The sequence below is a fragment of the Neisseria zoodegmatis genome (assembly GCF_900187305.1).
Taxonomy (GTDB): Bacteria; Pseudomonadota; Gammaproteobacteria; order Burkholderiales; family Neisseriaceae; genus Neisseria; species Neisseria zoodegmatis.
Map to the genome: position 1 here is coordinate 1,982,828 of NZ_LT906434.1, position 21,839 is coordinate 2,004,666.

The window sequence follows — 21,839 nt, forward strand, 5'->3', positions numbered from 1 at the left end:
CAGACGGCCTCGTCGGCATCAAGGCTAACCTTTTGCTGTTTTATATATAGTCAATCTGCTTAGCGAGTAACTTATACGACCACTCAGGCTTAACCCAAACATGACGTATGTACTTACTCTCAAGCGGATTAACCACATGCCGTTAAGGCATCAACATACCGCCGTTCACATGCAGGGTTTGGCCGGTGATGTATTTGGCTTGGTCGCTGGCCAAAAACAGCACGGCGTCGGCAATATCTTGCGCTTCGCCAAACTTGCCCAATGACGTTTGCGCGGTAAACATTTTGCGGGTTTCTTCGGGCAGCGCGCGGGTCATGTCGGTGTCGATAAAGCCGGGGGCGACACAGTTCACGGTAATGCCGCGGCTGCCGACTTCGCGTGCCATCGATTTGGCAAAACCGATCAGGCCCGCTTTGGCGGCGGCATAGTTGGTTTGGCCTGCATTGCCCATAGTGCCGACTACGGAAGTGATGTTGATGATGCGGCCGCTGCGCTGTTTCATCATGCCGCGCAATACGGCTTTGCTGGCACGGAATACTGATTTCAGGTTTACCTGCATGATTTCGTCCCACTCTTCTTCTTTCATGCGCATCAGCAGATTGTCGCGGGTAATGCCGGCGTTGTTGACGAGAATATCGAGTTTGCCGAATTCCTGTTCGATGTCTGAAATCAGGTTTTCGATGCCGTTTTCATCGGCGGCATTCAAGGCGCGGCCTTTGCCGCCCCATTGTGCCAAGCGTTCGCCGATGGCTTGCGCACCGCTTTCACTGGTGGCGGTGCCGATAACGGTTGCGCCGGCTTGTGCCAATGTGTCGGCAATCGCCGCGCCGATGCCGCGCGATGCGCCGGTTACCAAAGCGATTTTGCCGCTCAAATCTTGTGAACTCATGATATTTCCTTTTTTGATCTGTTGAAATGTTCAGACGGCCTTCAAATGAAGCCTGTTTAAGTTTAATAAAGTCGGTTGGTTTTCAATCAGCACACGCCTTATATCACAAATAAAGACCTTTGCAAAACCGCCTGATTCGGGCGTTGCGGCAGGGTTGCACACCTTCTGCCGCTGCGAATCCGGCATAAATAATTTTCAAAACAGGCTTGTACAGGCATAAAAATAGAGTGAACCATCTAAATATTTAATAGTGAGGCCGTCTGAAAAAATTTCAGACGGCCTGATCATGGTTGCGCAGTTATGGTTTCTCAACCGGCTCGGGAATTTGAAACACCTGCCGCAAATAGGCGAGGAAGGTATTGTTGTCGGTCATGGTTTTGCCCGGGCTGTCGGAAAGTTTGGCAACCGATTGGCCGTTGCACTCCACCAGTTTCAACACGATATTCAGCGTCGTGTGGCCTAAATCGTTGGTGAGATTGGTACCGATACCGAAGCTGGTTTTGAAGCGGTCTTTAAAATATTGATGCAATGCCCATGATTTTTCGATATTCAGGCCGTCTGAAAAAGTCAGCATTTTGGTGCGGCTGTCGATTTTGAGCTTTTTGTAGTGGGCATAGGCTTTGTCGCCCCAAACATAAGGATCGCCGCTGTCGTGGCGCAGACCGTCAAACAGTTTGGCGAAATAAAGGTCGAAATCGCGCAGGAAAGCGTCCATGCCTACTACGTCGGTTAGGGCGATACCGAGGTCGCCGCGGTATTCTTTCACCCATGCTTCCAGCGCGGCTTTTTGGAAATCGCGCAGGCGCACATCCAGAGCTTGGAAAGCTTGCAGAAATTCGTGTGCCATCGTGCCGATGGGCGTGATGCCGAGTTTCTTAGCCAAATAAACATTGCTGGTACCGCGGACAACATCAGGCGCGGCAGCCAGCAAAGTGCGGACAACGTGCTCTTGCCAAGCCAAGTTATAGCGGCGGCGCGTGCCGAAGTCGGAAATCAGGAACGGCGGATCGTAAGGCTTTTGAGCGGCGGCCAACTCTTTCAAACGCGCCGCTTTGGCTTGCAGACGGCGCTCGCCTTCGGCCAGCACTTCGGGCGTTTCGAGGCGGCGGAAATAAAGTTCGTTAACGATGGCAAGAATGTAAATCTCGAAGAACATCGCCTGTATCATCGGCCCTTCCACTTTAATGTGCAGGCGGCCTTCGTCGTCGGTGCTCACTTTGACAAAACGGCGTTTGAGCTGGAAAAGCTCCATGTAATCCACAAAATCGCTCTTGATGAAACGCAGCCCGCGCAGATAATCCAGCTCGTCTTGAGTGAGCTGCAAGCGGCACAAGTCGTCCAACTCACGCTCCAAATCGGCTTGGATTTCGGCGAGCGGGTAAACGGTTTGATCGTTGTTGCGGCAACGGAACTCATACACACCGTGCGCTTGGGGAAATTGATGGAGAATCACCTGCAACATGCTGAATTTGTATAAATCAGTGTCGAGCAGCGATTGGATAATTGGAGCGTTCGGTTTCATGGTAATCGTCTCATCCCTTATCTAATTGGGCCGGATTGTCATTAAACCATGTTTGACAGACTTTGTGGTTTTTTGTTTCAGACGGCCTCTTTACTATCCCGGCTTATTCATCTATCTATATTTCTAATTTACTAGAAATTAAACTATTTTTCTTTCATGTCGATATGATTGCCGATTTTCTCATAAAAATTTTATTTCATTTAAAATCAAAACACTAAAAATTTTTCACAAATAAAAATCAAACATGGCACGGCGTTTGCAATATACCCATCAAGCACCCGGCACAAATGCCGGAGGAATTACAGCCTAGTGAAGCTCGAGGTCGCGGGTTCGAGTCCCGTCTCTGCCGCCACGATGGCAGAGTAGCTCAGATGGATAGAGCGCGTAACATTTCTCCACCTCTTGTTGTGAAAGGTGCCCTTTATTCCAAAGGCCGTCTGAAAATCAGTTATTGCTACAACCACCATCTTTTCAGACGGCCTCAAGCCTTAAAAACCAAACTAAAGAAAACCGTTTGGCAAGCGTTTGGGCGCGGCAAGCGAATGCCGAAGCACTAATGTGAAAGTTATTTCTCATCGCCCAACCACCGCTTTTTTTCGGCGGATGCCGGCAGGATTACATTTTTCGGAGACTGCAAAAAGCAGATATCTTGCCACCACCTAGCCGCCACCTATTTAAGCCATACCTGCCGGTACACAGCGGCAGGCGCAATCAGAAAAGGATAATGAAATGGCCAACATCAGCCTGTTCCAATCCATTAAAAACCGTTTAACCGCCGCCGACACTTATAACGAAGCGGGCGGCTTGGCTTACAGCTTAACGCCCAAGCAACAGCTTGCCCAACTGGCCGCCACCGGCTGCTTAAACAACACGTTCTACGCTACGGCCGAAAGCCAACTGGCCAAAGTCAGCGAGCTTGCCGAAAAATTAGACGCAGAATTCATCGCCAAAACCGCCGTATATGCGCACCAAAAAGGCTATATGAAAGACATGCCCGCCCTGCTGCTGGCGATTTTGGCGCACAAAGACGTTTCTATGCTGGCACGTGTGTTCGACCGCGTTGCAGACAACGGCAAAATGCTGCGCAACTTCGTTCAAATCATCCGCAGCGGCACCACCGGTCGGCAATCGTTCGGTTCGCGCCCGAAAAAGCTGATTCAGCACTGGCTGCTTACCGCCAACGAAAAACAGCTGCTGAACGCTGCGATTGGCAACAACCCTTTTTTGGCCGACATTGTGAAAATGGTTCACCCCAAGCCCAAAGAAGCTTGGCGTGCCGCTTGGTTCGCGTGGTTGATCGGCAAACCTTTCAACGAAGCCGATTTGCCGCCGCTTACCCGCGCCTTTGAAATCTACAAACGCGAACGCAGCGGCCCGCTGCCCGACGTGCCGTTCCAAATGTTGACTTCCCTGAATCTCGACAACGGCGGCTGGGCGCAAATCGCCCGTAACGGCTCATGGCAGCAAGTGCGTCAAAACCTGAACACTTTCCACCGCCACGGCGTGTTTGAAAAGCAGAAAAACGTGCACCACATCGCCAAGAAACTGCGCAACAAACAGGCTATCGCCAAAGCACGCGTATTGCCCTACCAGCTGCTGACCGCTTTTCAGACGGCCTCAAAAAACTTGCCGTCTGAAATCAGCAACGCCTTGCAGGACGCAATGGAAACCGCTGTCCAAAACGTACCCAAGCTGGCAGGCAAAGTGGTTGTCTGCCCCGACGTATCCGGCTCCATGCACAGCCCCGTTACCGGCTACCGCCACTCGGCCACCAGCAAAACCCGTTGCGTGGACGTGGCCGCGCTGGTGTCCGCCGCTTTTCTGCGCACCAACCCGGAAGCGCGCGTTATCCCGTTTGAAACCATCGTGGTCGGCGTCGAGCTTAATCCGCGCGACAGCATCATGACCAACGCCGAAAAGCTCGCCCAAATAGGCGGTGGCGGCACATCATGCAGCGCGCCTTTGGCAAAACTCAACAAAGAGAAAGCGCATGTCGATCTGCTGATTATGGTTTCAGACAACGAAAGCTGGGCCGACCTCGGGCGAACAAACGGCAAAACCGGCCTGATGAGAGAGTGGGAAATCTTGAAACGCCGCTGCCCCAAAGCCAAAATGGTGTGCATCGACATCCAGCCCTACACCAGCGCGCAAACGCCCAACCGCAGCGATATCCTGAATATCGGCGGCTTCAGCGACAACGTGTTTGAGCTGATCGGTGATTTTGCCCGCAACGGTTTAGAACAAGATTTGTGGGTGAAACAGATTGAGCAGATAGAATTGGCGCCGATTCAGTAAATGATGCGTGCTGACTCTCTACACCGTTCTAAGCTGTTTAATACACAAGCAAAAAACTCAGGCCGTCTGAAAAAAACTTTTCAGACGGCCTATTTTTTAAAATCACACCACTTTGCTTTTTTCCCACAACCACAAGGGCAAGCTAGATAGGGGGAGTAATGCGGGTGCAATTGAAAAACTTGAGGTGCAAGCTGCATAAGTTTGTTTGTTATTTGCTTCATCTGCGCCTCTTCCTTGCCAAATAGTTCTATTTCTCCATATTGGTCTTGTCTACCATTAGCATTTAAGAGGTTAAATTTTTCATCACACATTCCGAAAAATTCCTCCAAAAGAGGATTTGGGCGATACAGTTGTCGAATATTATTTTTCTGATTACCTTCATAAATAAGTTTATCATCAGGTACAAATAAAATTCGCCTTTGCACTTCATTTTTAGGTGTAATATTAATATATTGACCATTTTTTTCCCAAACAGCATGAAATTCTGCTTCTACATATAAAGTAGGCAATTCCCAAATGGCCCATCCTAAAGCCATTTCTCCCCCATGCTTTTCAATATGTTTAAGAACATTGTGAAAACATTCATTAGCCTCCGCCCCATTCTCTAGAATAACTTCTACATAAATAGGTTTTTCTTCACTCAAGCTCGTGCAGAATTGATTAATAACATCATTTTGAACGGGAGTTACTGGATGTTGGTAACGTAATTGGTAACGTAACATGTAGAATTCCTTTTTTGAAAAGTGAGTCCTAATAATAATATAAGACCCTGATTTTTCAGGGTCTATTATTAATATTAGAAAATCTTTACTTGATTATGGCGAGCCTATTCTTCATCGGCGCCGCGTTCCGCCACATACCATTTCACGCCCTGCGCTTCGAGCTGTTTGCACATGGTTTCATCGGGCGTTTGGTCGGTAAACACCGCGTCAAACTCGGTAATATCGCCCATCCGCACCAAAGCATTGCGGCCGAATTTGCTGTGATCGACACCCAAATAACACATACGCGCATTGGCCATCATCGCCTGCATCACGCTGACTTCTTTGTAGTCGAAATCCAGCAGCGAGCCGTCGGCATCCACGCCCGACGCGCTCAACACGGCATAATCGGTTTTGAACTGATTAATAAAATCCACCGTCGCCACGCCGGTTACGCCGCCGTCAATCGGGCGCACCACGCCGGAGGTAATAATCACGGTGTAATCGCTGCGCCCCGATACAATCGACGCCACATGAATATTATTGGTAATGATGCACAGGCCTTTGCGCTTTTTCACCAACGCCATTGCCACGGCCTCAATCGTGGTACCGATACTCAAAAACAGCGACGCGTTGTCGGGAATATGCTCGGCAATCAAATCGGCAATGTGGATTTTCTCGTTTTGCAGCTTGGCTTTATGAGTGTTCAAATCCTCGTTTTCCAAGCTGTCGCCCAAAGTCGCACCGCCGTGATAACGCCGCAGAATGTTCTCTTCGCACAGCTGGTTGATGTCGCGGCGGATGGTTTGCGGCGTCACGTCCAGCTCCCGAGCCAGCTGCTCGATAGGCATGAAGTTGTATTCGCGCACTAAGGCAATGATTTTTTCGTGACGTTGTATGCGGGGAGGCATGGCTTATGTGACTTTATCAATTGTTAAAATAATTTTACATCATCAACTTATGCGGCGAATTGTGCCAAATTCGGCGTGGTGGCGCAAGCGCGCGCTTAAAAGTGCATATTGGAGAAAACCACCATCAGAAACGGAGCCAGCACGTTCACGATAAAACCGAAGCTGATCGCCAGCGGCACAACCTGCAAACCGCCCGAGCTTTGAATCACCGGCAGCGTAAAATCCATACTCGTCGCCCCGCCGGAGCCGACCGCCGCGCTCGGGTGCTTACGCATCAGCACCGGAATAAACACCAAAGCAAAAAATTCGCGCGACAAATCGTTCAACAAAACAATACTGCCCCACACCGGCCCGTAAGCTTCGGTCATCACAATGCCTGAGAGCGAATACCAACCGAAGCCCGAAGCCAAGGCCAAACCTTTGCTCCACGACACTTCGGGCATCAGTGCCGCAAACACAATGCCGCCGATGAGTGACGACACGGTAAACAGCACGCCGGTCTGCACGCCCCTGCGGTTTACCAACACCTGCCGCAAAGTAATGCCGCTGCTGCGCAACTGCACACCGACCAGCAACACCATCAGCATCAAACAATAATTGCCCGTGCTTTCCGGCGGGAGCCAGTGGCCTGCCATCGCTTTACCCAGCACAAAACCCGCCGCCACGCAGCCCAACTGCCGCGTACTGCCCGCCATACTCACCCTGCTTTTCTTGCCGCTGCCTTGCGTTTGGCGGGGATAACGGCGGTCGAACCACATCAAAACCAGCAGGTTCATACCCATCACACACCCGAAAAGCAAGGCCGCCGCACCGGCAATCGTATCCAACTGCGCAACCAAATTATCCACGCGCGACAGCGACACGCCGATCAACAGCAGAATAATATAAACCAGCCACGCCAAAGCCTTATCCACCAGCCGTACATAATGTTTGGGCACGCTGATAAAAAAGCCGAGAAACAGCGGTATCAACACGGAAATTAACGTAAGCAGACTATCCATAAGCCATTTATTCAGTTTTCAGACGGCCTCAAGCACAGACAAACCGTGCTTTGCACTTAATCCGGCGGTTCGGCAAAAGGATTGTCTCGCCTTTTCAACCAAGCCGCGCAAAAGGCGGAATTATACCCGAATCAGCTTGCTCCGCCTTCCCGCCCGGGGCGCAGCACCTTTGTTCCGCATTGTGAAGTGTTATGATATATCGAAATAAAATCTATTATAAACAATAGGTTATTTACAATCATGCTTTTTAGTCGTATGATGAAAAGTATCAACCTCCCATCAAAGGAAAAGCCATGAGCGATTGCAAAACCCACCCCAATCACGAACATGTACACGGTAAAGGCTGCGGCCACACCGCCATCAAACACGGCGACCATGTTGACTATCTGCACGACGGCCATCTGCATCACGAGCACAACGGCCATTACGACGAGCACCGTTTGGACGTGAATGAAACCAATCCCGACGGCTGCCATCCCGTTCACGGTTGCGCCGGCCATGTTCACGGCCCCGGCTGCGGTCACGAAGCCGTACCGCACGGCGACCACACCGACTACATCGTTAACGGCCGTCTGCACCACCAACACGGCGACCACTGCGACGACCACGGCCCCGTAGAAATCGTCAAATAAACAGCACAACCGTTTATCTCATCAAGCAAAAAACAAGACCTTTGCCGCGCACTGCAATAAAAGAGTGCAGCGTGCGGCAAAGGTCTTTTGTTTATCCTTATAACGGCACGGTTTTGGCCGGGTATTCGCACAAATCGTTAATCAAACACTTTTCACACAAAGGCTTCTGCGCTTTGCAGGTGTAACGCCCGTGCAGAATCAGCCAATGATGCGCGTCTTGCAGAAACTCTTTCGGCACAAACTTCATCAGCTTATCTTCCACCTCGCGCACGTTTTTCCCCGGCGCAATCTTGGTGCGGTTCGACACGCGGAAAATGTGCGTATCCACCGCCATCACAGGTTGCCCGAAGGCCGTATTCAACACCACATTGGCCGTTTTGCGCCCTACGCCCGGCAGCGCTTCGAGCGCTTCGCGGTTCGCCGGCACTTCGCCACCGTATTGTTCCAACAAAATCCGACAGGTTTCCATGATGTGCTTGGATTTCGTTTTGTACAGGCCGATGGTTTTGGTGTATTCCATCATACCTTCCAACCCCAAATCCAGCATGGCCTGCGGTGTGGAAGCGACGGGAAACAGCTTAGCCGTGACTTTATTCACGCCCACGTCGGTTGCCTGTGCGGAAAGCAGCACGGCAATCAGCAGCTCAAACGGGCTGTTGAAATTCAGCTCGGTCGTAGGATGCGGATTGGCCGCGCGCAAACGCTCGAATATTTCTTGGCGGATCTGTTTATTCATGATAGTGGTTTGTTTGGAAATAAAATTATTTTTGATATTCAGTCAGTAAGGTCGTCTGAAATATTTCAGACGGCCTGAACTGTAAACTTCTACACCCGCATAAGCATAAGCGCTATATCAAACGCCACAGCATTCTGCCGGCAATCACCAGCAGCAAAATACCGAAAGCCAGCTTGAGTTTGGCAGGCGGCAACTTGTGCGCGGCTTTCACGCCCAACGGCGCGCACACTACTGTTGCCACGCTCAACACCGCCACCGCGGGCAGATACCAAAAGCCGAACGACCCTTCGGGCAAGCCGCTGATATTCCAGCCGGAATACAGATAACCGAGCGCACCCGCCACCGCAATCGGCCAAGCCAAACCGGCGGAAGTGCCCACCGCTTTATGCACGGGCACGTTGCAATACATCATAAACGGCACCGATAAAGAACCGCCGCCGATACCGACCCAGCTCGAAACGACGCCGAACAAAGTGCCCACCGCACTCAAACCCGCGCCTCCCGGCAGGCTGCGCGACGGTTTGGGCTTGGCATCCGCCAGCGTTTTCAAAGCAATCAGCACGGTAAACACAATAAAGAAAATCTGCAAAGCGCCGTTGGAAATGTGTTTAGCAATAAACGAACCGAGCAGCACGCCGAAAATCATGCCCGGCGCCATACGCTTCACCACCTGCCAATCCACCGCACCTTTGCGGTTTTGCGCCATCATGCTGGAGAACGTAGTAAACACCATAATCGCAAACGACGTGCCCACCGCCAAATGCTGCGCGTGGGCGATGTTTTCCATGCCCTGCATTTGCAGCACCCACAACACCACCGGCACGATAATCATCCCGCCGCCGATACCGAGCAGCCCCGCGATGAAACCGGCGAAACTGCCCACCGCCAGCATGATAATAATTAATTGAATATCCAGCATTTTTCTTCTTTATAGCTTCTTTGTAGATGATATAGACAACAATGGTTTTTGTTTTTAAGCCAAGCTCGTTTTAGCGAAGCTCGCAAGTTCGTTTTAGCGAAACTCGCCAAGCTCGTTTTCAGACGGCCTGACGGCGTTTTTTCCACCACCGCCAGCCAAACATCACATAGCCCGACAAACTGTATCCTAAGAAAAACAGAAACAGCACCAAAGAAGGCTCCGATGCTGCCACCGCCAAAATCAGCATGAAAATAATCATGGCGAAAAACGGCACTTTGCGGCGCACGTTGATTTCCTTAAAGCTCCAAAACGGAATCTGCACCACCATAGACAAGCCCGCAAACAGCGTAATAATCAGGCACAACCACTGCACATAAGGCAGGCGCTCGTAGCTGTGGTTTACCCAAATCATGCCCACAATCAAAGCTGCCGCCGTGGGGCTGGGAATGCCGATAAACCAGCGTTTGTCCACGCGCCCGATTAATGTGTTGAACAAAGCCAAACGCAACGCCGCACACGCGCAATAAATAAACGCAATCGAATAGCCGATTTTGCCGAACTGCCACAGCTGCCATTTGTAGGCAATCAAAGCGGGCGCCACGCCGAAGCTGACCATGTCGGCCAAGCTGTCGAGCTGCTCGCCGAACGCGCTTTGGCTATTTGTCCAACGTGCCACCCGCCCGTCCATACCGTCGAGCAGCATGGCAATGAATACCGCAATCGCCGCCGTTTCATAATGCCCGTGCATGGCTTGGGTGATGGCGAAAAACGCAGCAAACAAGGCGGCGATGGTAAAGGAATTGGGCAGCAGATAAATACTGTGCTTACGCAAAGACGCGCGGTGCCGCTGGGTTGGATTTTGCTGTATATCCATGTTTTTTCCGATAAGGCTGTTTTCTAAGAAATAAGCGTTTCGTGATGCTGTTTATTCATTTCATTATAGCGAAGAAACGCCCCGATGAGGCCGAAGGCTGCTTACAAACCCAGCTGCGCCTTCATCCAACGCAGATACGGCACAAAGCCTCTGCTCACCGGCTGCATCAGAATTTGCGGGCAGTCGTAGCTGTGGTTTTGCACGATGGTTTTTTCCACCGCTTTATAGTGGCAGCGGGCGGTTTTAATCACGATGCGGATTTCTTCATCGTTGCACAATTCGCCGTCCCACACATATTGGCTGCGGATGGTTTCGTATTGCACGCAGGCGGCGAGACGGTTTTCCAGCAGTAGACCGCCGATGCGTTCGGCTTCTTCGCGGTTGGGCGCAGTGGTTACGACGACAACAGGTTTGAATTGGGGCATTTCAGACGGCCTTATCGAAAATTCAGCACGGGCCAGCCTTTTTCTTCGGCTTCCTGCTGCAAGGTTTCATCGGGGTTGACGGCTACGGGGTCGCTCACCAAACGCAGCAGCGGCAAATCGTTTTTGGAATCGCTGTAAAAATAGGTTTTGCCATAGCTTTCGAGCGTTTCGCCACGTGCGGCCAGCCATTCGTTCAGGCGGGTGATTTTGCCTTCTTTCAGACTGGGCGTGCCGACGTACAGGCCGGTGTAACGGCCGTCCGAACCGGTTTCGAGCTGCGTGCCGATAATGTTTTCAATGCCGAAGATATGGCAAATCGGGGTGATGATGAATTCGTTGGTGGAAGAGATGACCAACAGCTCGTCGCCTGCATCGCGGTGGCTCTGCACCAGCATTTTGGCCATCGGCGAGATGCGCGGGGCGATAAATTCGGCGGTAAATTCGCGATGCATTTCGGCCAGCTCTTCTTTGCTGAAGCGGCTTAAAGGTTCGAGATGGAATTTAAGAAACTCGTCGATATCCAAACAGCCGTTTTGGTAGTCGCGGTAAAACTTGTCGTTTTGGGCGCGGGTGTATTCGATATCGACCACGCCTTTTTTCATTAAGTATTGCGGCCAAGAATGGTCGGAATCGGTGTTGATCAAGGTGTTGTCCAAATCGAAAATGGCGAGGTTTTTCATTCTGTTTCCTGTTGTTTTAAGAGTTGACGCAGCAGCGGCAGGGTGATGCGTTTGCCCATCATCACGGCGTAGTTGTCGAGCGTGTCGAGCATCTGCATCAAGCTGTCCATATCGCGCCGCCAGTGGTTGAGCAGGTATTGGAAGATTTCCGGCTCTACGGTTAATTGCCGCGCTGCCGCCATGCTGATTAATGCGTTGATTTTTTCTTGGTCGGTTAAAGGCTTGACATCGTAAACCAAACAATAGCCCATGCGTGTGCGCAAGTCTTCGCGGATCAACAGTTGCGGCGGCGGCACGTCGGCACTCAGCAACAGAAAGCCGTGTTTGCTGTTACGGAAGCGGTTGAAGGCTTCAAACAATACCGCCTGCTCGCCGTCGTTGAGTTTGTCAACCTGATCCACCGCCAGATAGTCGGCTTCGAGCACTTGGTCGGTCAGCGGCGTGCAGGCGGCATCGATATAAACGGCGTTGTGCCCCGCCTGCAAAGCCTGCGCCACCCAAGCCTGCAAAAGATGGCTTTTGCCGGAACCCTGCTGCCCCCAAACGTAAATAAACTGCCCGTGCTGCTGTTGCAAAACGTGCAGAAGTTCGGCGTTCGACGTGCCTAAAAATTTGTCGAACGAAGGGTAATCGCGGGCGGCAAAATCAAAAATAAGCTGGTTCACGGAAACGGTTTTCAAACGGCTTTCAGACGGCACATTGTACGTTGTTTCAACAAACGGCAGCAAGCTGCGGCAGGCGTTTGGCAGGATTTAACGTTTTCACTTAAAATGGCGAACTTTATACTTGTCGGGCCGTCTGAAACCTTTAAATTTAGATATTTGTTCAGACGGCCTTTGTGCCCATTTTTCCGAAAGCACGCCCGATGGAATTTATTTCAGCCATTATCGACTTTATCCTGCATATCGACCAACACCTTACCGAGCTGGCCGCCCAATACGGCGTGTGGATTTACGCCATTCTGTTTCTGATTATTTTCTGCGAAACGGGGCTGGTGGTTACGCCGTTTCTGCCCGGCGATTCGCTGCTGTTTGCCGCCGGCGGCATTGCGGCCATCGGTGAAATGAATATCCATGTGATGGTGGCGTTGCTGATTACCTCGGCCATCATCGGCGACGCGGTGAACTTTATGATCGGCAAATACTTCGGTGCCAAGCTGTTTGCCAACCCCGATTCCAAAATCTTCAAACGCAGCTATCTCGACAAAACCCACAAGTTTTACGAAAAATACGGCGGCAAAACCATCATCATCGCCCGCTTCGTGCCCATCGTGCGCACTTTCGCCCCGTTTGTAGCAGGCATGGCGAATATGCACTACGGCCGCTTTATCCGCTTCAACGTGATCGGCGCCGTTTTGTGGGTGGTGCTGTTTTCCTACGCGGGCTATTTCTTCGCCAATATTCCGGTGGTGAAAAACAATCTGGGCTTGGTGCTGGGCGCGATTATCGTGATTTCGGTGCTACCCGGCGTGATTGAAGTGATCCGCGCCAAACGCGCAGGCAAACGCGGCGGATAAAGCGCCAAGCATTTCCAATATAGTTGAGAAACCTTAGAGGCCGTCTGAAACATCATTTTCAGACGGCCTCTTTCATTTGGTTATAAACAAATAAACAAACATTCCTTTTATAGCCTGCGGCGGTGGGCGCACAATATCAACCAACATTGAGCATACCGAGACCTTTGCAAAACCCTCAGATGTGGATGCAGTTCAAGGCGTAGCAGCACAGCGGGTGCAGACATATCATATAGATAGGCAAACGAGCGAGCAGTACCCCTAGGGCATAAACGCACAACGCAAAAATGCGCCGCAGATGAGGGATTTGCAAAGGTCTCATACCGTTTAAACACACGAAACCCATACCGCTATGTCTCTACACACTCCCAAATTCTGGCAAATCCCCGCCCCCGACCCAACCCAATCAGGCCGTCTGAAACATTTGGAAGCAACGCTCGGCGAACGCTTGAACGATATTGCCGCGCGTTTTCCGCAGGCGGTGTTTGCATCCAGCCTTGCTGCGGAAGATATGGTGATTGCAGACATGATAGGCCGTCTGAAACTGCCTCTGCGCATCATCACGCTCGACACGGGCAAGCTCAACCCCGAAACCTCGGCCTTAATCGGCGAAACCAATATACGCTATCCGTTTGAAATCGAAGTGTTCCGCCCCGATGCCGAAGCTGCCGCCGCATTCGAGCGCGCGTTCGGCCAAGCCGCCATGTATGAAAGCGTGGACTTGCGCCGCCAATGCTGCCACATCCGCAAAATCGAACCGCTCAACCGCGCCCTCGCCCAAGCACCGGCATGGTTAACCGGACAGCGGCGCAGCCAGTCCGATACCCGCAGCGGGTTGGATTTTGAAGAGTTCGACGGCGCACGCGGCATTGCCAAGTTCAATCCGATTTTCGACTGGGAAGAAGCCGACGTTTGGGCTTACGCACACGCGCATAATGTGCCGCTGAACGCACTTTACCGCTGCGGCTACCCCAGCATAGGCTGCGAACCCTGCACCCGCCCCGTGAAACTGGGCGAAAACATCCGTGCGGGGCGTTGGTGGTGGGAAAACAAAGACAGCAAAGAATGCGGGCTGCACAAATAAGGTTTTGCACCCACCGGTTTGAAACGGATTAGATATATTTCAGATATAGCCAATCCACTTAGGTTTAATAACAAAACCGTCATACTCGGGCTTGACCCGAGTATCTTGAGTTTCAGCAAATTTTGGGATACCCGGGTCAAGCCCGAGTATGGTGTATATCCTACTTTTAAATTGATTAACTATATTATTGAAGAATACAAAAGCACGCTTGAGGCCGTCTGAAAGCGGGTCGTGCGGATTTCTTATAAAACGAAACGGCGAGCCGCGCTGAAATCAGCTTTGTAGGGGCGGAGCGGATTACACATCCGCCCGCGTATGATTTTCAGTAACGGAACATCGAAACCAATATTTTAGTTACCAACTGATTTCAAAAAGCTTTCACATTACTTGCTGTGAAGAAAACGGGTCGCCTCTTCCCATTGACCCGACAACACCAGCGGCAAGCCCTGTATGGATTTGGCGATGGCATCGTCTATCGCCTGCCGGTCTTCGGCGCTGGGCTTGTTAAGCACATAGCCAACCACCAGATTGCGGTCGCCGGGGTGGTCGATGCCCAAACGCAGGCGGTAAAAACCGGGCGTGCCCAGTCTGGCTTGAATGTCTTTCAGGCCGTTATGCCCGCCGTTGCCGCCGCCGAGCTTGAAGCGGATGCGCCCGCAAGGGATGTCCAATTCGTCGTGCACCACCAAAATTTCTTCCGGCTTGATTTTGTAAAACGACGCCAATGCCGCCACCGCCTGACCGGAGCGGTTCATAAACGTATTCGGTTTCAGCAGCCATATTTCCCCTTCGGGGCGGGTAACGCGCGCCACTTCGCCGAAAAATTTTTTCTCTTCTTTCAAGCGGGCGTTCCATGCCCAAGCCAATTCGTCTATCAGCCAAAATCCGGCGTTGTGGCGCGTGTGTGTGTATTCCGCGCCGGGGTTGCCCAGCCCGACGATTAATTTGATTTCCGACATTTTATCTTTCCATATTTATGGCCGTCTGAAATTTCAGACGGCCTGATGTATCTTCTGATTCGCCTATTTATTTAATATCAAAAAAGCACAGCCGCCATATCGCCAAACACGGCTCAATCGGCTTCTTTATTATTCCGCACGCGCAAACGGCGGGCTTCTTTGGGATCAATCAACAGCGGACGGTACACTTCCACGCGGTCTTTATCGCGCAACACCGTATCGTCTTTCACCGCTTTGCCGAAAATACCCAACGGCGCATTGTGCACGTCTGCTTCGGGAAACTCTTCGGCAATACGGCTCTGCAACACCGCCTCACGCGCGGTTGTCCCTTCCGCAACGGAAAGGCGCTGCAAAAGCTGGCGCTCCGCCGTGCCGTAAACAATTTCAATTTCAACCATAGCGGCGGTCGGCCTCTTTAACGAATGCGTCCACCAGCGTGCGCGAAAGGTGGCTGAACACCGGCGAAATCAGCGCGGAAAGCAGGCTGCTGGAAAAATCGTATTGCAGTTTGAATTCGATTTTGCAGGCATCATCGCCCACGGGAATAAACTTCCATGTGCCTTGCAGGGTTTTGAACGGCCCTTCGAGCAAGTTCATACGGATTTCGCGCCCCGGCACGTTGTGGTTGTGCGTGGCGAAAGACTGCTGAACTTTCATATAGTCCATAAATAAACGCGCTTTCAGCTCGTTGCCGCTGCGCTCGATGATTTCGGTTTTGCTGTACCACGGCAGAAACTGCGGATAATCTTCCACCCTATCCACCAGCTCGAACATCTGCTCGGCACTGTGCAGCACCAACATATTTTTTTCTACGGTTTTCATACGGTTTTGTACGCGCTAAAAGGCGGCATTATAACAAATAAAACCGGCAACTTGCCCGCCCTGCATGCCCATCTCTTCCCAGCCCATACTTTTCAGACGGCCGTCTGAAAAAACACCGCCAACTGCCACACCGCCCATGCCGATACGGTCAAACCCGCGCACGAACGCACCGTTTTATGTTGCAGCCACGCTTTCAACTGCGCCGCGAAAAAGCCCATCGCCAGCAGGTTGGGCAGCGTACCCAATGCAAAAGCCAGCATATACATGCCGCCCTGCGCCGCGCTGCCGCTGCCCAAAGCATACAGCGACGCGCTATATACCAAACCGCACGGCAGCCAGCCCCACAACATGCCCACGGCAAAACAGGCCGGCACACTGCGTATCGGCAGCAACTTATTCAGCAGCGGGTTCAAACGCCTCCACACCGGCCTGCCCACTGCCTCCACTTTCACCACTAAGGCCGACAAGCCGGCAAGATACAGCCCCAACAGCAACAGCAGCACATTCGCCGCCACAAACAAACCGTTTTGCAGCCACCGCGTTTCATCCAACGAAATCCCCACCTGCCCCAGCAAGCCGAGCAGCACGCCGATCAGCACATAACTGCTGATCCGCCCCGCATTCAGCAACACAATCAGCCAAAAGCGGTTGATATGCGGCGGCAACTGCAAAGCAAACGCGCTGCTCAACCCGCCGCACATGCCCACGCAATGCCCGCCGCCGAAAAAACCGATCAGGAATAAAGTCAGAAAAGTAATGTCGCCGCCCATATCACCGCCGTGCCGCCCAAGCCCTTGCCCGCCGCCCGAAACGCAAACGTAAGCTACGCAGGCAAAGGTCGGGCAAACGCTTCAAAATATGTGTTGAAAAATCCCGTTATTGTAACAATGATTGCCGCTACGATGGGCGGCTCTCACTTCATGACGGTTCGGCCGCACAAATCTTTCAGACGGCCTCAAACCTCTGCCCGACGGCATATCCGCAACGGTTTTTGCCACGAATTGTAAGGAAGAGTGAAAAACAGTGAAAACATCTGTTTAAATGGAATATATGCACTTGTTTTCGCCGTGCAGGGTTCTATATTTTCATTTACAATCACAACTTTGCAATTCAACGAATCTGTTTTAAAGGAAACATTGTGAACAAAACGCCAAAATACATTGCCTTGGTGCTTGCTTCAGCCTTAGCCTTAAACGGCTGCGACAAAGTGGACAGCTTTTTCGGCAAGCAAGACGAGCCGCAAAAAGATTTGGTACAAAAAGTAGAAACACAAACCGAAAGCGGCAAAGTAGAAATGCTCCTGCCGGACTTCACCAAGCTGGTCGAGCAAGAAGGCCAAACCGTGGTCAACATCCAAGCCATCCAAACGTCGTCGGGCAAACGCAGCCAAGACAACATGGATCTAAACCAGTTTCCCGACAACGATCCGTTTTATGAATTCTTCAAACGCCTCGTGCCCAACCTGCCCGAAATTCCCGAGCAGGAAGACGACCACGATCTGAATTTCGGTTCGGGCTTCATCATCAGCCCCGACGGCTACATCCTCACCAACACCCACGTCGTCCACGGCATGAACAACATCAAAGTGCTGCTCAACGACAAACGCGAATTTACCGCCAAGCTGATCGGTTCCGACGTTCAATCCGACGTAGCCCTGCTGAAAATCGACGCGGAAAACCTGCCCGTAATCAAAGTGGGCAACGCCAAAGACTTAAAACCGGGCGAATGGGTGGCCGCCATCGGTGCACCGTTCGGCTTTGACAACAGCGTGACCGCAGGCATCGTATCCGCCAAAGGCCGCAGCCTGCCGAACGAAAACTACACGCCGTTTATCCAAACCGATGTGGCCATCAACCCCGGCAACTCCGGCGGCCCGCTGTTTAACCTGAAAGGCCAAGTGGTCGGCATCAACTCGCAGATTTACAGCCGCAGCGGCGGATTTATGGGCATTTCGTTTGCCATTCCGATTGACGTGGCCATGAACGTGGCCGAACAGCTCAAAGCCGGCGGCAAAGTGCAGCGCGGCCAGCTTGGCGTGATTATTCAGGAAGTTTCTTATAATCTGGCCAAATCGTTCGGCCTCGACAAAGCTTCCGGCGCCTTAATCGCCCGCGTACTGCCCGGCAGCCCCGCCCTGAAAGCCGGCCTGCAACCCGGCGACATCGTGCGCAGCGTGAACGGCGAAGAGGTGCGCCAATCCAGCGACCTGCCTGTGATGGTCGGCGCAATGGCTCCGGGCAAAGAAGTAACGCTCAACGTATGGCGTAAAGGCAAAGAGCAGCAAATCAAAGTAATACTCGGCGCCAGCGGTAACGACACCGAAGCCGGCAACGCAGGCGTAGACGATCCGATGTTTTCCACCGACGGCCAAGCATTTACGGTGGAACAAACCGGCCTGACCCTGAAAGTGCGCACGTCCAATACCGGCAGAAAACTGGTGGTGGTAAAAGCCGAAGCCGCTGCCGAACGTGCCGGCTTGAGACGCGGCGATGAAATCATCACCGTCAACCATATTAACGTTGAAGACGAGGCTTCGCTTAAAAGCGCATTGGAAGGCGCGGGCAAAAACATTCCACTGCTGATCGAGCGCGACGGCGATATGCTTTTTATGGCTTTAAACCTGCCTTAAAATCAAGCTGAAGTCTTTGCCGTTCAGGCGTTTACACTTTTTCAGACGGCCTCAAGAGGCCGTCTGAAATCTTTTGGCACAACCTTTTAGACCTTTAGAAAGGAACACAATCATGTCTGCCAATCCCAGCATTCTTTCCCACGTATCGCTCGGTACCAACCGTTTTGAAGAAGCGGTGGCGTTTTACGACAAAGTGTTGGCTACGCTCGGTATCGGGCGGGTTTTGGATTTAAGCGAACACCGAGCCGTGGCTTACGGTCGCGCCTATCCCGAATTTTGGATTCAGGCTCCGCACGACAAACAACACGCACAAACTGCCAATGGCGTACACATTGCCTTTTACGCCGAAACCCGCGAAGAAGTCGATGCCTTCTATCAAGCGGCTTTGGCTGCAGGCGCGAAATACGACGGTGCACCCGGCCCGCGCCCGCACTACGGCAAAGAATATTACGGCTGCTTTGTGCGCGATTTGGACGGCCACAAAATCGAAGCAATGGCTTGGCTGACCGCGTAAAACGACTAATGCTTGGTTAAGGCCGTCTGAAAACCCGCTTTTCAGACGGCCTCTCTATATAAACGCCACACTATCGGCCACATGCCTACTGCCTGCCGTTTCAGTCTTGTATAATCTTCCCTTTTCCGCACCACCTTCCCTATTTGTTGAGAAAACTTATGACCAAACCCATTATCCCGCGCGGCCCCGTGATGGCCGATGTCCACGCCTTCCGTCTCACCGACGAAGAAAAACAACGCCTGCTCGACCCTGCCGTCGGCGGCGTGATTTTGTTCCGCCGCAATTTTGAAAACGTTGCCCAACTCAAAGAGTTGGTAAGTGAAATCAAAGCATTGCGCTCGCCCGAGCTGATTATCGCCGTCGATCACGAAGGCGGACGCGTGCAGCGGTTTATCGACGGCTTTACCCGTCTGCCCGCCATGAATGTGCTCGGCGAAATTTGGGATACGCAAAGCCCCGAAACGGCCAAAGCGCAGGCCGAGCAGGTGGGCTGGGTGTTGGCAACCGAATTGAGCGCGTGCGGCGTGGATTTGTCGTTTACGCCCGTGCTGGATTTGAACTGGGGGCAATGCGCCGTGATCGGCAACCGCAGCTTCCACGGCAACGCCGAAATCGTTACCGAGCTGGCGCTGGCTTTGCAGAAAGGCTTGAACAAAGGCGGCATGAAATCGTGCGGCAAACACTTCCCCGGCCACGGTTTCGTCGAAGGCGACAGCCACCACGTTTTGCCGCAAGACGACCGCAGTTTGAACGAATTGGAAGCCGCCGACATCGTGCCCTTCCGCCGCATGAGCGCGGCAGGCATGGCGGCCTTGATGCCCGCGCATGTGATTTACCCGCAAGTCGACAGCCAACCGGCGGGCTTTTCGGTCAAATGGCTGAAAGATATTCTGCGTGAAGACATCGGCTTCAACGGCGTGATTTTTTCAGACGACCTCACTATGGAAGGCGCGTGCGGAGCGGGCGGCATCAAAGAGCGGGCAAAATTATCGTTTGATGCCGGCTGCGACATCGTGCTGGTGTGCAACCGCCCCGATTTGGTCGACGAATTGCGCGAAGGCTTTGTGATTCCGGCTAACCCCGCATTGGCCGACCGCTGGCAATACATGGCGAACACCCTGCCCGCCGAACGAGCTGCCGCCATGATGGAAACGCATGAATTCAAAGCTGCCCAAGCCGCCACGGCAAAACTGGCCACGCCGAAAGATATTGCCGGCGGCGTGAAAGTGGGCGAGGCGTTTTAAACACACCGTTTTCGGGAATCTGCTTGATAAGCGGGGCATTCACAGTTAAATAATTGCTGCCGCGTGCAGATTGAAACCGATCATGAACGTTCGGCTCATCAACTATCAGGTAAAACAAACACAGGCCGTCTGAAAAGATATTTTAGCGAAGCTCACAAGTTCGCTTTCAGACGGCCTGTGTTCTTTGGCAGCAAACGTAGGTTGGGTCGTGACCCAACAAAAAATACTCAACTCTTCTACCACTACAGGGAGGCTAAAATTTTCCAAAGCAAGTGTAGAGACGAATTGCATATCCGCCCGCAGGATGCTTTCAGACGGCCTGTATCCATACAAAACCTAAGGCTGTTCGCCACTCTTGCCGCTTTTCACATACCACCACAACACCAGCAAATAAACCGCCAGCAAACCCGCCAGCACCCACAGCAGATACGCGCCGTCGGCAAGCGGCGTGCCGATTTGGTTGAAGCGTACCGATGCCTGAATCGCCGAAGTGCTCGGTATCAGCCAGCGCAACCATTGCAAAGGCAACGGCAAAGATTCAGACGGCCACGCATAGCCGCTGAGGAAAAACATCGGAATCGAGGTAAACATCAAGAGCTGGAGCGCCCGCTCGCGCTTTTGAAACCACAAGCCGAACAAACAGCCCAGCGTCGCCACCGCAGGCGCAAACAGCACCGTCAAGGCCAGCATACCGCCGATGTTTTGCCCGCGGGCGTAGTCTTGGATATAAAACACCCAGCCGAAGTAAAACAGCGAAGCCAGCCAGCCCATCAGCGACAAAGCCGAAATCCGCCCCAGCCATACCCGCATCGAAGCATGTTGCCGCCGCTGTTCGCGCCATGTGCCGACCAGCAGCGCCGATCCCATCAGCAACACCTGTTGGATAATCAGCACCGCCACGCCGGGCACCACATAATTGCCGTAACCCTGCGTCGGGTTGTATTGCACTTGAAGCTGAAACGGTATCGGGTTTTGCGCAGCAAACGCCTGCTCTTTCTCCATGCCGCCCGCCTGCAAACGCTTGATTTGAATGCCTGCCGACACCGTGCCCACTACTTCGGCAAAGCCCGTTTGAACCTCTTTGCTCACCAAAAGATAGCTGCCGTTAGCCAACACGCCTACCCGCGCCGGCCGCTGCATTACCACATCGCTTTTCAAACCCGCCGGAATCACCATATAGCCGCCGATTTCCTGCCGCCACAAAGCCTGCTTGGCTTCGCGCTCGCTCTGCATCACCCTCACCGCCAAGCGCGGACTGCCTTCGGCCATCTGAATGATTTTGTTCGACAACGTGCTGTGGTCTTCATCCACAACCGCAACCGGAATCCGACGCGCCGCCTGCGTACTATACGGCCACGGATAGAAAAAACCGTAGATAAACGGCGCAATCACCAACATCAGCAACACGCCCTTATCGGTAAAAATGTTGCGGATGGTGTCGGCAAACGCTGTAAAAAACATACTTTTCTTCATGTTATTCCGTACCTTT

The 21,839-nt window shown here is 52.4% G+C and carries 23 protein-coding genes and 1 pseudogene; 7 read left to right on the plus strand and 17 right to left on the minus strand.

The annotated features are described in order from the left end of the window. Window positions 1-142: 142 nt before the first annotated feature. Together fabG and pncB are read right to left on the minus strand one after the other, a co-directional pair. The gene (gene fabG, locus CKV66_RS09270; protein ID WP_054598874.1) at window positions 143-889 is read right to left on the minus strand and encodes a 3-oxoacyl-ACP reductase FabG; all 747 of its coding nucleotides are present in this window, start codon (window positions 887-889) and stop codon (window positions 143-145) included. A 298-nt stretch (window positions 890-1,187) separates the two neighbouring features. Then, entirely contained in the window at window positions 1,188-2,411 is a 1,224-nt protein-coding gene (pncB, locus tag CKV66_RS09275) for a nicotinate phosphoribosyltransferase (protein ID WP_085363605.1), read from the minus strand. 729 nt (window positions 2,412-3,140) lie between these two features. Between pncB and CKV66_RS09280 the strand changes: the two genes are divergently transcribed. Then, a complete protein-coding gene (locus CKV66_RS09280) occupies window positions 3,141-4,706 on the plus strand; it encodes a vWA domain-containing protein (protein ID WP_085363606.1) in 1,566 nt (521 codons plus the stop codon). Between the two features lie 89 nt (window positions 4,707-4,795). On the opposite strand, the gene CKV66_RS09285 is transcribed toward CKV66_RS09280, so the two are convergent. The 3 genes from CKV66_RS09285 to CKV66_RS09295 form a co-directional block, all read right to left on the minus strand. Continuing rightward, a complete protein-coding gene (locus tag CKV66_RS09285) occupies window positions 4,796-5,428 on the minus strand; it encodes a hypothetical protein (RefSeq protein ID WP_085363607.1) in 633 nt (210 codons plus the stop codon). A 104-nt stretch (window positions 5,429-5,532) separates the two neighbouring features. Further along, entirely contained in the window at window positions 5,533-6,318 is a 786-nt protein-coding gene (locus CKV66_RS09290; protein ID WP_085363608.1) for a DeoR/GlpR family DNA-binding transcription regulator, read from the minus strand. A gap of 95 nt (window positions 6,319-6,413) precedes the next feature. Continuing rightward, window positions 6,414-7,319, minus strand: coding sequence for a lysine exporter LysO family protein (locus tag CKV66_RS09295; protein WP_085363609.1), 906 nt, complete (start codon window positions 7,317-7,319; stop codon window positions 6,414-6,416). Window positions 7,320-7,612: 293 nt separating this feature from the next. On the opposite strand from CKV66_RS09295, the gene CKV66_RS09300 reads away from it, so the two are divergent. Then, window positions 7,613-7,951, plus strand: coding sequence for a hypothetical protein (locus CKV66_RS09300; protein ID WP_085363610.1), 339 nt, complete (start codon window positions 7,613-7,615; stop codon window positions 7,949-7,951). 97 nt (window positions 7,952-8,048) lie between these two features. Here CKV66_RS09300 and nth read toward each other — a convergent pair whose 3' ends face one another. From nth to hda, 6 genes are all read right to left on the minus strand, one after another. After that, window positions 8,049-8,687: an endonuclease III gene (nth, locus tag CKV66_RS09305; RefSeq protein ID WP_085363611.1), complete on the minus strand. Its 639-nt coding sequence runs from the start codon at window positions 8,685-8,687 to the stop codon at window positions 8,049-8,051. A 112-nt stretch (window positions 8,688-8,799) separates the two neighbouring features. Beyond that, window positions 8,800-9,606: a sulfite exporter TauE/SafE family protein gene (locus tag CKV66_RS09310; protein WP_085363612.1), complete on the minus strand. Its 807-nt coding sequence runs from the start codon at window positions 9,604-9,606 to the stop codon at window positions 8,800-8,802. Between the two features lie 118 nt (window positions 9,607-9,724). After that, a complete protein-coding gene (pssA, locus tag CKV66_RS09315) occupies window positions 9,725-10,480 on the minus strand; it encodes a CDP-diacylglycerol--serine O-phosphatidyltransferase (protein WP_085363613.1) in 756 nt (251 codons plus the stop codon). 101 nt (window positions 10,481-10,581) lie between these two features. Continuing rightward, window positions 10,582-10,905: a divalent-cation tolerance protein CutA gene (gene cutA, locus CKV66_RS09320; RefSeq protein ID WP_085363614.1), complete on the minus strand. Its 324-nt coding sequence runs from the start codon at window positions 10,903-10,905 to the stop codon at window positions 10,582-10,584. An 11-nt stretch (window positions 10,906-10,916) separates the two neighbouring features. Next, the gene (locus tag CKV66_RS09325; protein WP_085363615.1) at window positions 10,917-11,585 is read right to left on the minus strand and encodes a histidinol-phosphatase; all 669 of its coding nucleotides are present in this window, start codon (window positions 11,583-11,585) and stop codon (window positions 10,917-10,919) included. Further along, the gene (gene hda / locus CKV66_RS09330; RefSeq protein WP_085363671.1) at window positions 11,582-12,250 is read right to left on the minus strand and encodes a DnaA regulatory inactivator Hda; all 669 of its coding nucleotides are present in this window, start codon (window positions 12,248-12,250) and stop codon (window positions 11,582-11,584) included. Before hda ends, CKV66_RS09325 begins: the two co-directional genes overlap by 4 nt. 200 nt (window positions 12,251-12,450) lie before the next feature. On the opposite strand from hda, the gene CKV66_RS09335 reads away from it, so the two are divergent. Continuing rightward, complete coding sequence (locus CKV66_RS09335) at window positions 12,451-13,101, plus strand: DedA family protein (protein ID WP_085356560.1); 651 nt, start codon at window positions 12,451-12,453, stop codon at window positions 13,099-13,101. A 107-nt stretch (window positions 13,102-13,208) separates the two neighbouring features. Here CKV66_RS09335 and CKV66_RS12650 read toward each other — a convergent pair. Further along, a pseudogene (locus CKV66_RS12650) lies at window positions 13,209-13,411 on the minus strand (lipoprotein signal peptidase). 39 nt (window positions 13,412-13,450) lie between these two features. On the opposite strand from CKV66_RS12650, the gene CKV66_RS09345 reads away from it, so the two are divergent. Then, a complete protein-coding gene (locus tag CKV66_RS09345; protein ID WP_085363616.1) occupies window positions 13,451-14,182 on the plus strand; it encodes a phosphoadenylyl-sulfate reductase in 732 nt (243 codons plus the stop codon). Window positions 14,183-14,565: 383 nt separating this feature from the next. On the opposite strand, the gene pth is transcribed toward CKV66_RS09345, so the two are convergent. From pth to CKV66_RS09365, 4 genes are all read right to left on the minus strand, one after another. Further along, window positions 14,566-15,141, minus strand: a complete 576-nt coding sequence (gene pth / locus CKV66_RS09350) for an aminoacyl-tRNA hydrolase (protein ID WP_085359700.1) — start codon at window positions 15,139-15,141, stop codon at window positions 14,566-14,568. Between the two features lie 113 nt (window positions 15,142-15,254). Further along, window positions 15,255-15,539, minus strand: coding sequence for an RnfH family protein (locus CKV66_RS09355; protein ID WP_085359702.1), 285 nt, complete (start codon window positions 15,537-15,539; stop codon window positions 15,255-15,257). Then, a complete protein-coding gene (locus tag CKV66_RS09360; protein ID WP_054598861.1) occupies window positions 15,532-15,963 on the minus strand; it encodes a type II toxin-antitoxin system RatA family toxin in 432 nt (143 codons plus the stop codon). Before CKV66_RS09360 ends, CKV66_RS09355 begins: the two co-directional genes overlap by 8 nt. 92 nt (window positions 15,964-16,055) lie before the next feature. Then, the gene (locus tag CKV66_RS09365) at window positions 16,056-16,733 is read right to left on the minus strand and encodes a sulfite exporter TauE/SafE family protein (protein ID WP_085363617.1); all 678 of its coding nucleotides are present in this window, start codon (window positions 16,731-16,733) and stop codon (window positions 16,056-16,058) included. Between the two features lie 368 nt (window positions 16,734-17,101). Here CKV66_RS09365 and CKV66_RS09370 point away from each other — a divergent pair, with 368 nt between their 5' ends. From CKV66_RS09370 to nagZ, 3 genes are all read left to right on the plus strand, one after another. Next, window positions 17,102-18,592: a DegQ family serine endoprotease gene (locus CKV66_RS09370; protein WP_085363618.1), complete on the plus strand. Its 1,491-nt coding sequence runs from the start codon at window positions 17,102-17,104 to the stop codon at window positions 18,590-18,592. A 112-nt stretch (window positions 18,593-18,704) separates the two neighbouring features. Continuing rightward, complete coding sequence (locus CKV66_RS09375; RefSeq protein ID WP_085363619.1) at window positions 18,705-19,106, plus strand: VOC family protein; 402 nt, start codon at window positions 18,705-18,707, stop codon at window positions 19,104-19,106. A gap of 158 nt (window positions 19,107-19,264) precedes the next feature. After that, window positions 19,265-20,350, plus strand: a complete 1,086-nt coding sequence (gene nagZ / locus CKV66_RS09380; RefSeq protein ID WP_085363620.1) for a beta-N-acetylhexosaminidase — start codon at window positions 19,265-19,267, stop codon at window positions 20,348-20,350. Window positions 20,351-20,686: 336 nt separating this feature from the next. Here nagZ and CKV66_RS09385 read toward each other — a convergent pair whose 3' ends face one another. Continuing rightward, window positions 20,687-21,823: an ABC transporter permease gene (locus CKV66_RS09385; protein ID WP_085363621.1), complete on the minus strand. Its 1,137-nt coding sequence runs from the start codon at window positions 21,821-21,823 to the stop codon at window positions 20,687-20,689. Window positions 21,824-21,839: the final 16 nt, after the last annotated feature.

Coding starts and splice junctions, on each gene's coding strand:
- cutA (WP_085363614.1), bottom strand. CDS start 10,905: ATGCCCCAATTCAAACCTGTTGTCGTCGTAACCACTGCGCCCAACCGC.
- CKV66_RS09310 (WP_085363612.1), bottom strand. CDS start 9,606: ATGCTGGATATTCAATTAATTATTATCATGCTGGCGGTGGGCAGTTTC.
- pncB (WP_085363605.1), bottom strand. CDS start 2,411: ATGAAACCGAACGCTCCAATTATCCAATCGCTGCTCGACACTGATTTA.
- CKV66_RS09345 (WP_085363616.1), top strand. CDS start 13,451: ATGTCTCTACACACTCCCAAATTCTGGCAAATCCCCGCCCCCGACCCA.
- CKV66_RS09300 (WP_085363610.1), top strand. CDS start 7,613: ATGAGCGATTGCAAAACCCACCCCAATCACGAACATGTACACGGTAAA.
- CKV66_RS09385 (WP_085363621.1), bottom strand. CDS start 21,823: ATGAAGAAAAGTATGTTTTTTACAGCGTTTGCCGACACCATCCGCAAC.
- CKV66_RS09280 (WP_085363606.1), top strand. CDS start 3,141: ATGGCCAACATCAGCCTGTTCCAATCCATTAAAAACCGTTTAACCGCC.
- CKV66_RS09295 (WP_085363609.1), bottom strand. CDS start 7,319: ATGGATAGTCTGCTTACGTTAATTTCCGTGTTGATACCGCTGTTTCTC.
- nagZ (WP_085363620.1), top strand. CDS start 19,265: ATGACCAAACCCATTATCCCGCGCGGCCCCGTGATGGCCGATGTCCAC.
- CKV66_RS09365 (WP_085363617.1), bottom strand. CDS start 16,733: ATGGGCGGCGACATTACTTTTCTGACTTTATTCCTGATCGGTTTTTTC.
- fabG (WP_054598874.1), bottom strand. CDS start 889: ATGAGTTCACAAGATTTGAGCGGCAAAATCGCTTTGGTAACCGGCGCA.
- CKV66_RS09290 (WP_085363608.1), bottom strand. CDS start 6,318: ATGCCTCCCCGCATACAACGTCACGAAAAAATCATTGCCTTAGTGCGC.
- nth (WP_085363611.1), bottom strand. CDS start 8,687: ATGAATAAACAGATCCGCCAAGAAATATTCGAGCGTTTGCGCGCGGCC.
- pth (WP_085359700.1), bottom strand. CDS start 15,141: ATGTCGGAAATCAAATTAATCGTCGGGCTGGGCAACCCCGGCGCGGAA.
- CKV66_RS09375 (WP_085363619.1), top strand. CDS start 18,705: ATGTCTGCCAATCCCAGCATTCTTTCCCACGTATCGCTCGGTACCAAC.
- CKV66_RS09285 (WP_085363607.1), bottom strand. CDS start 5,428: ATGTTACGTTACCAATTACGTTACCAACATCCAGTAACTCCCGTTCAA.
- pssA (WP_085363613.1), bottom strand. CDS start 10,480: ATGGATATACAGCAAAATCCAACCCAGCGGCACCGCGCGTCTTTGCGT.
- CKV66_RS09355 (WP_085359702.1), bottom strand. CDS start 15,539: ATGGTTGAAATTGAAATTGTTTACGGCACGGCGGAGCGCCAGCTTTTG.
- CKV66_RS09325 (WP_085363615.1), bottom strand. CDS start 11,585: ATGAAAAACCTCGCCATTTTCGATTTGGACAACACCTTGATCAACACC.
- CKV66_RS09360 (WP_054598861.1), bottom strand. CDS start 15,963: ATGAAAACCGTAGAAAAAAATATGTTGGTGCTGCACAGTGCCGAGCAG.
- CKV66_RS09335 (WP_085356560.1), top strand. CDS start 12,451: ATGGAATTTATTTCAGCCATTATCGACTTTATCCTGCATATCGACCAA.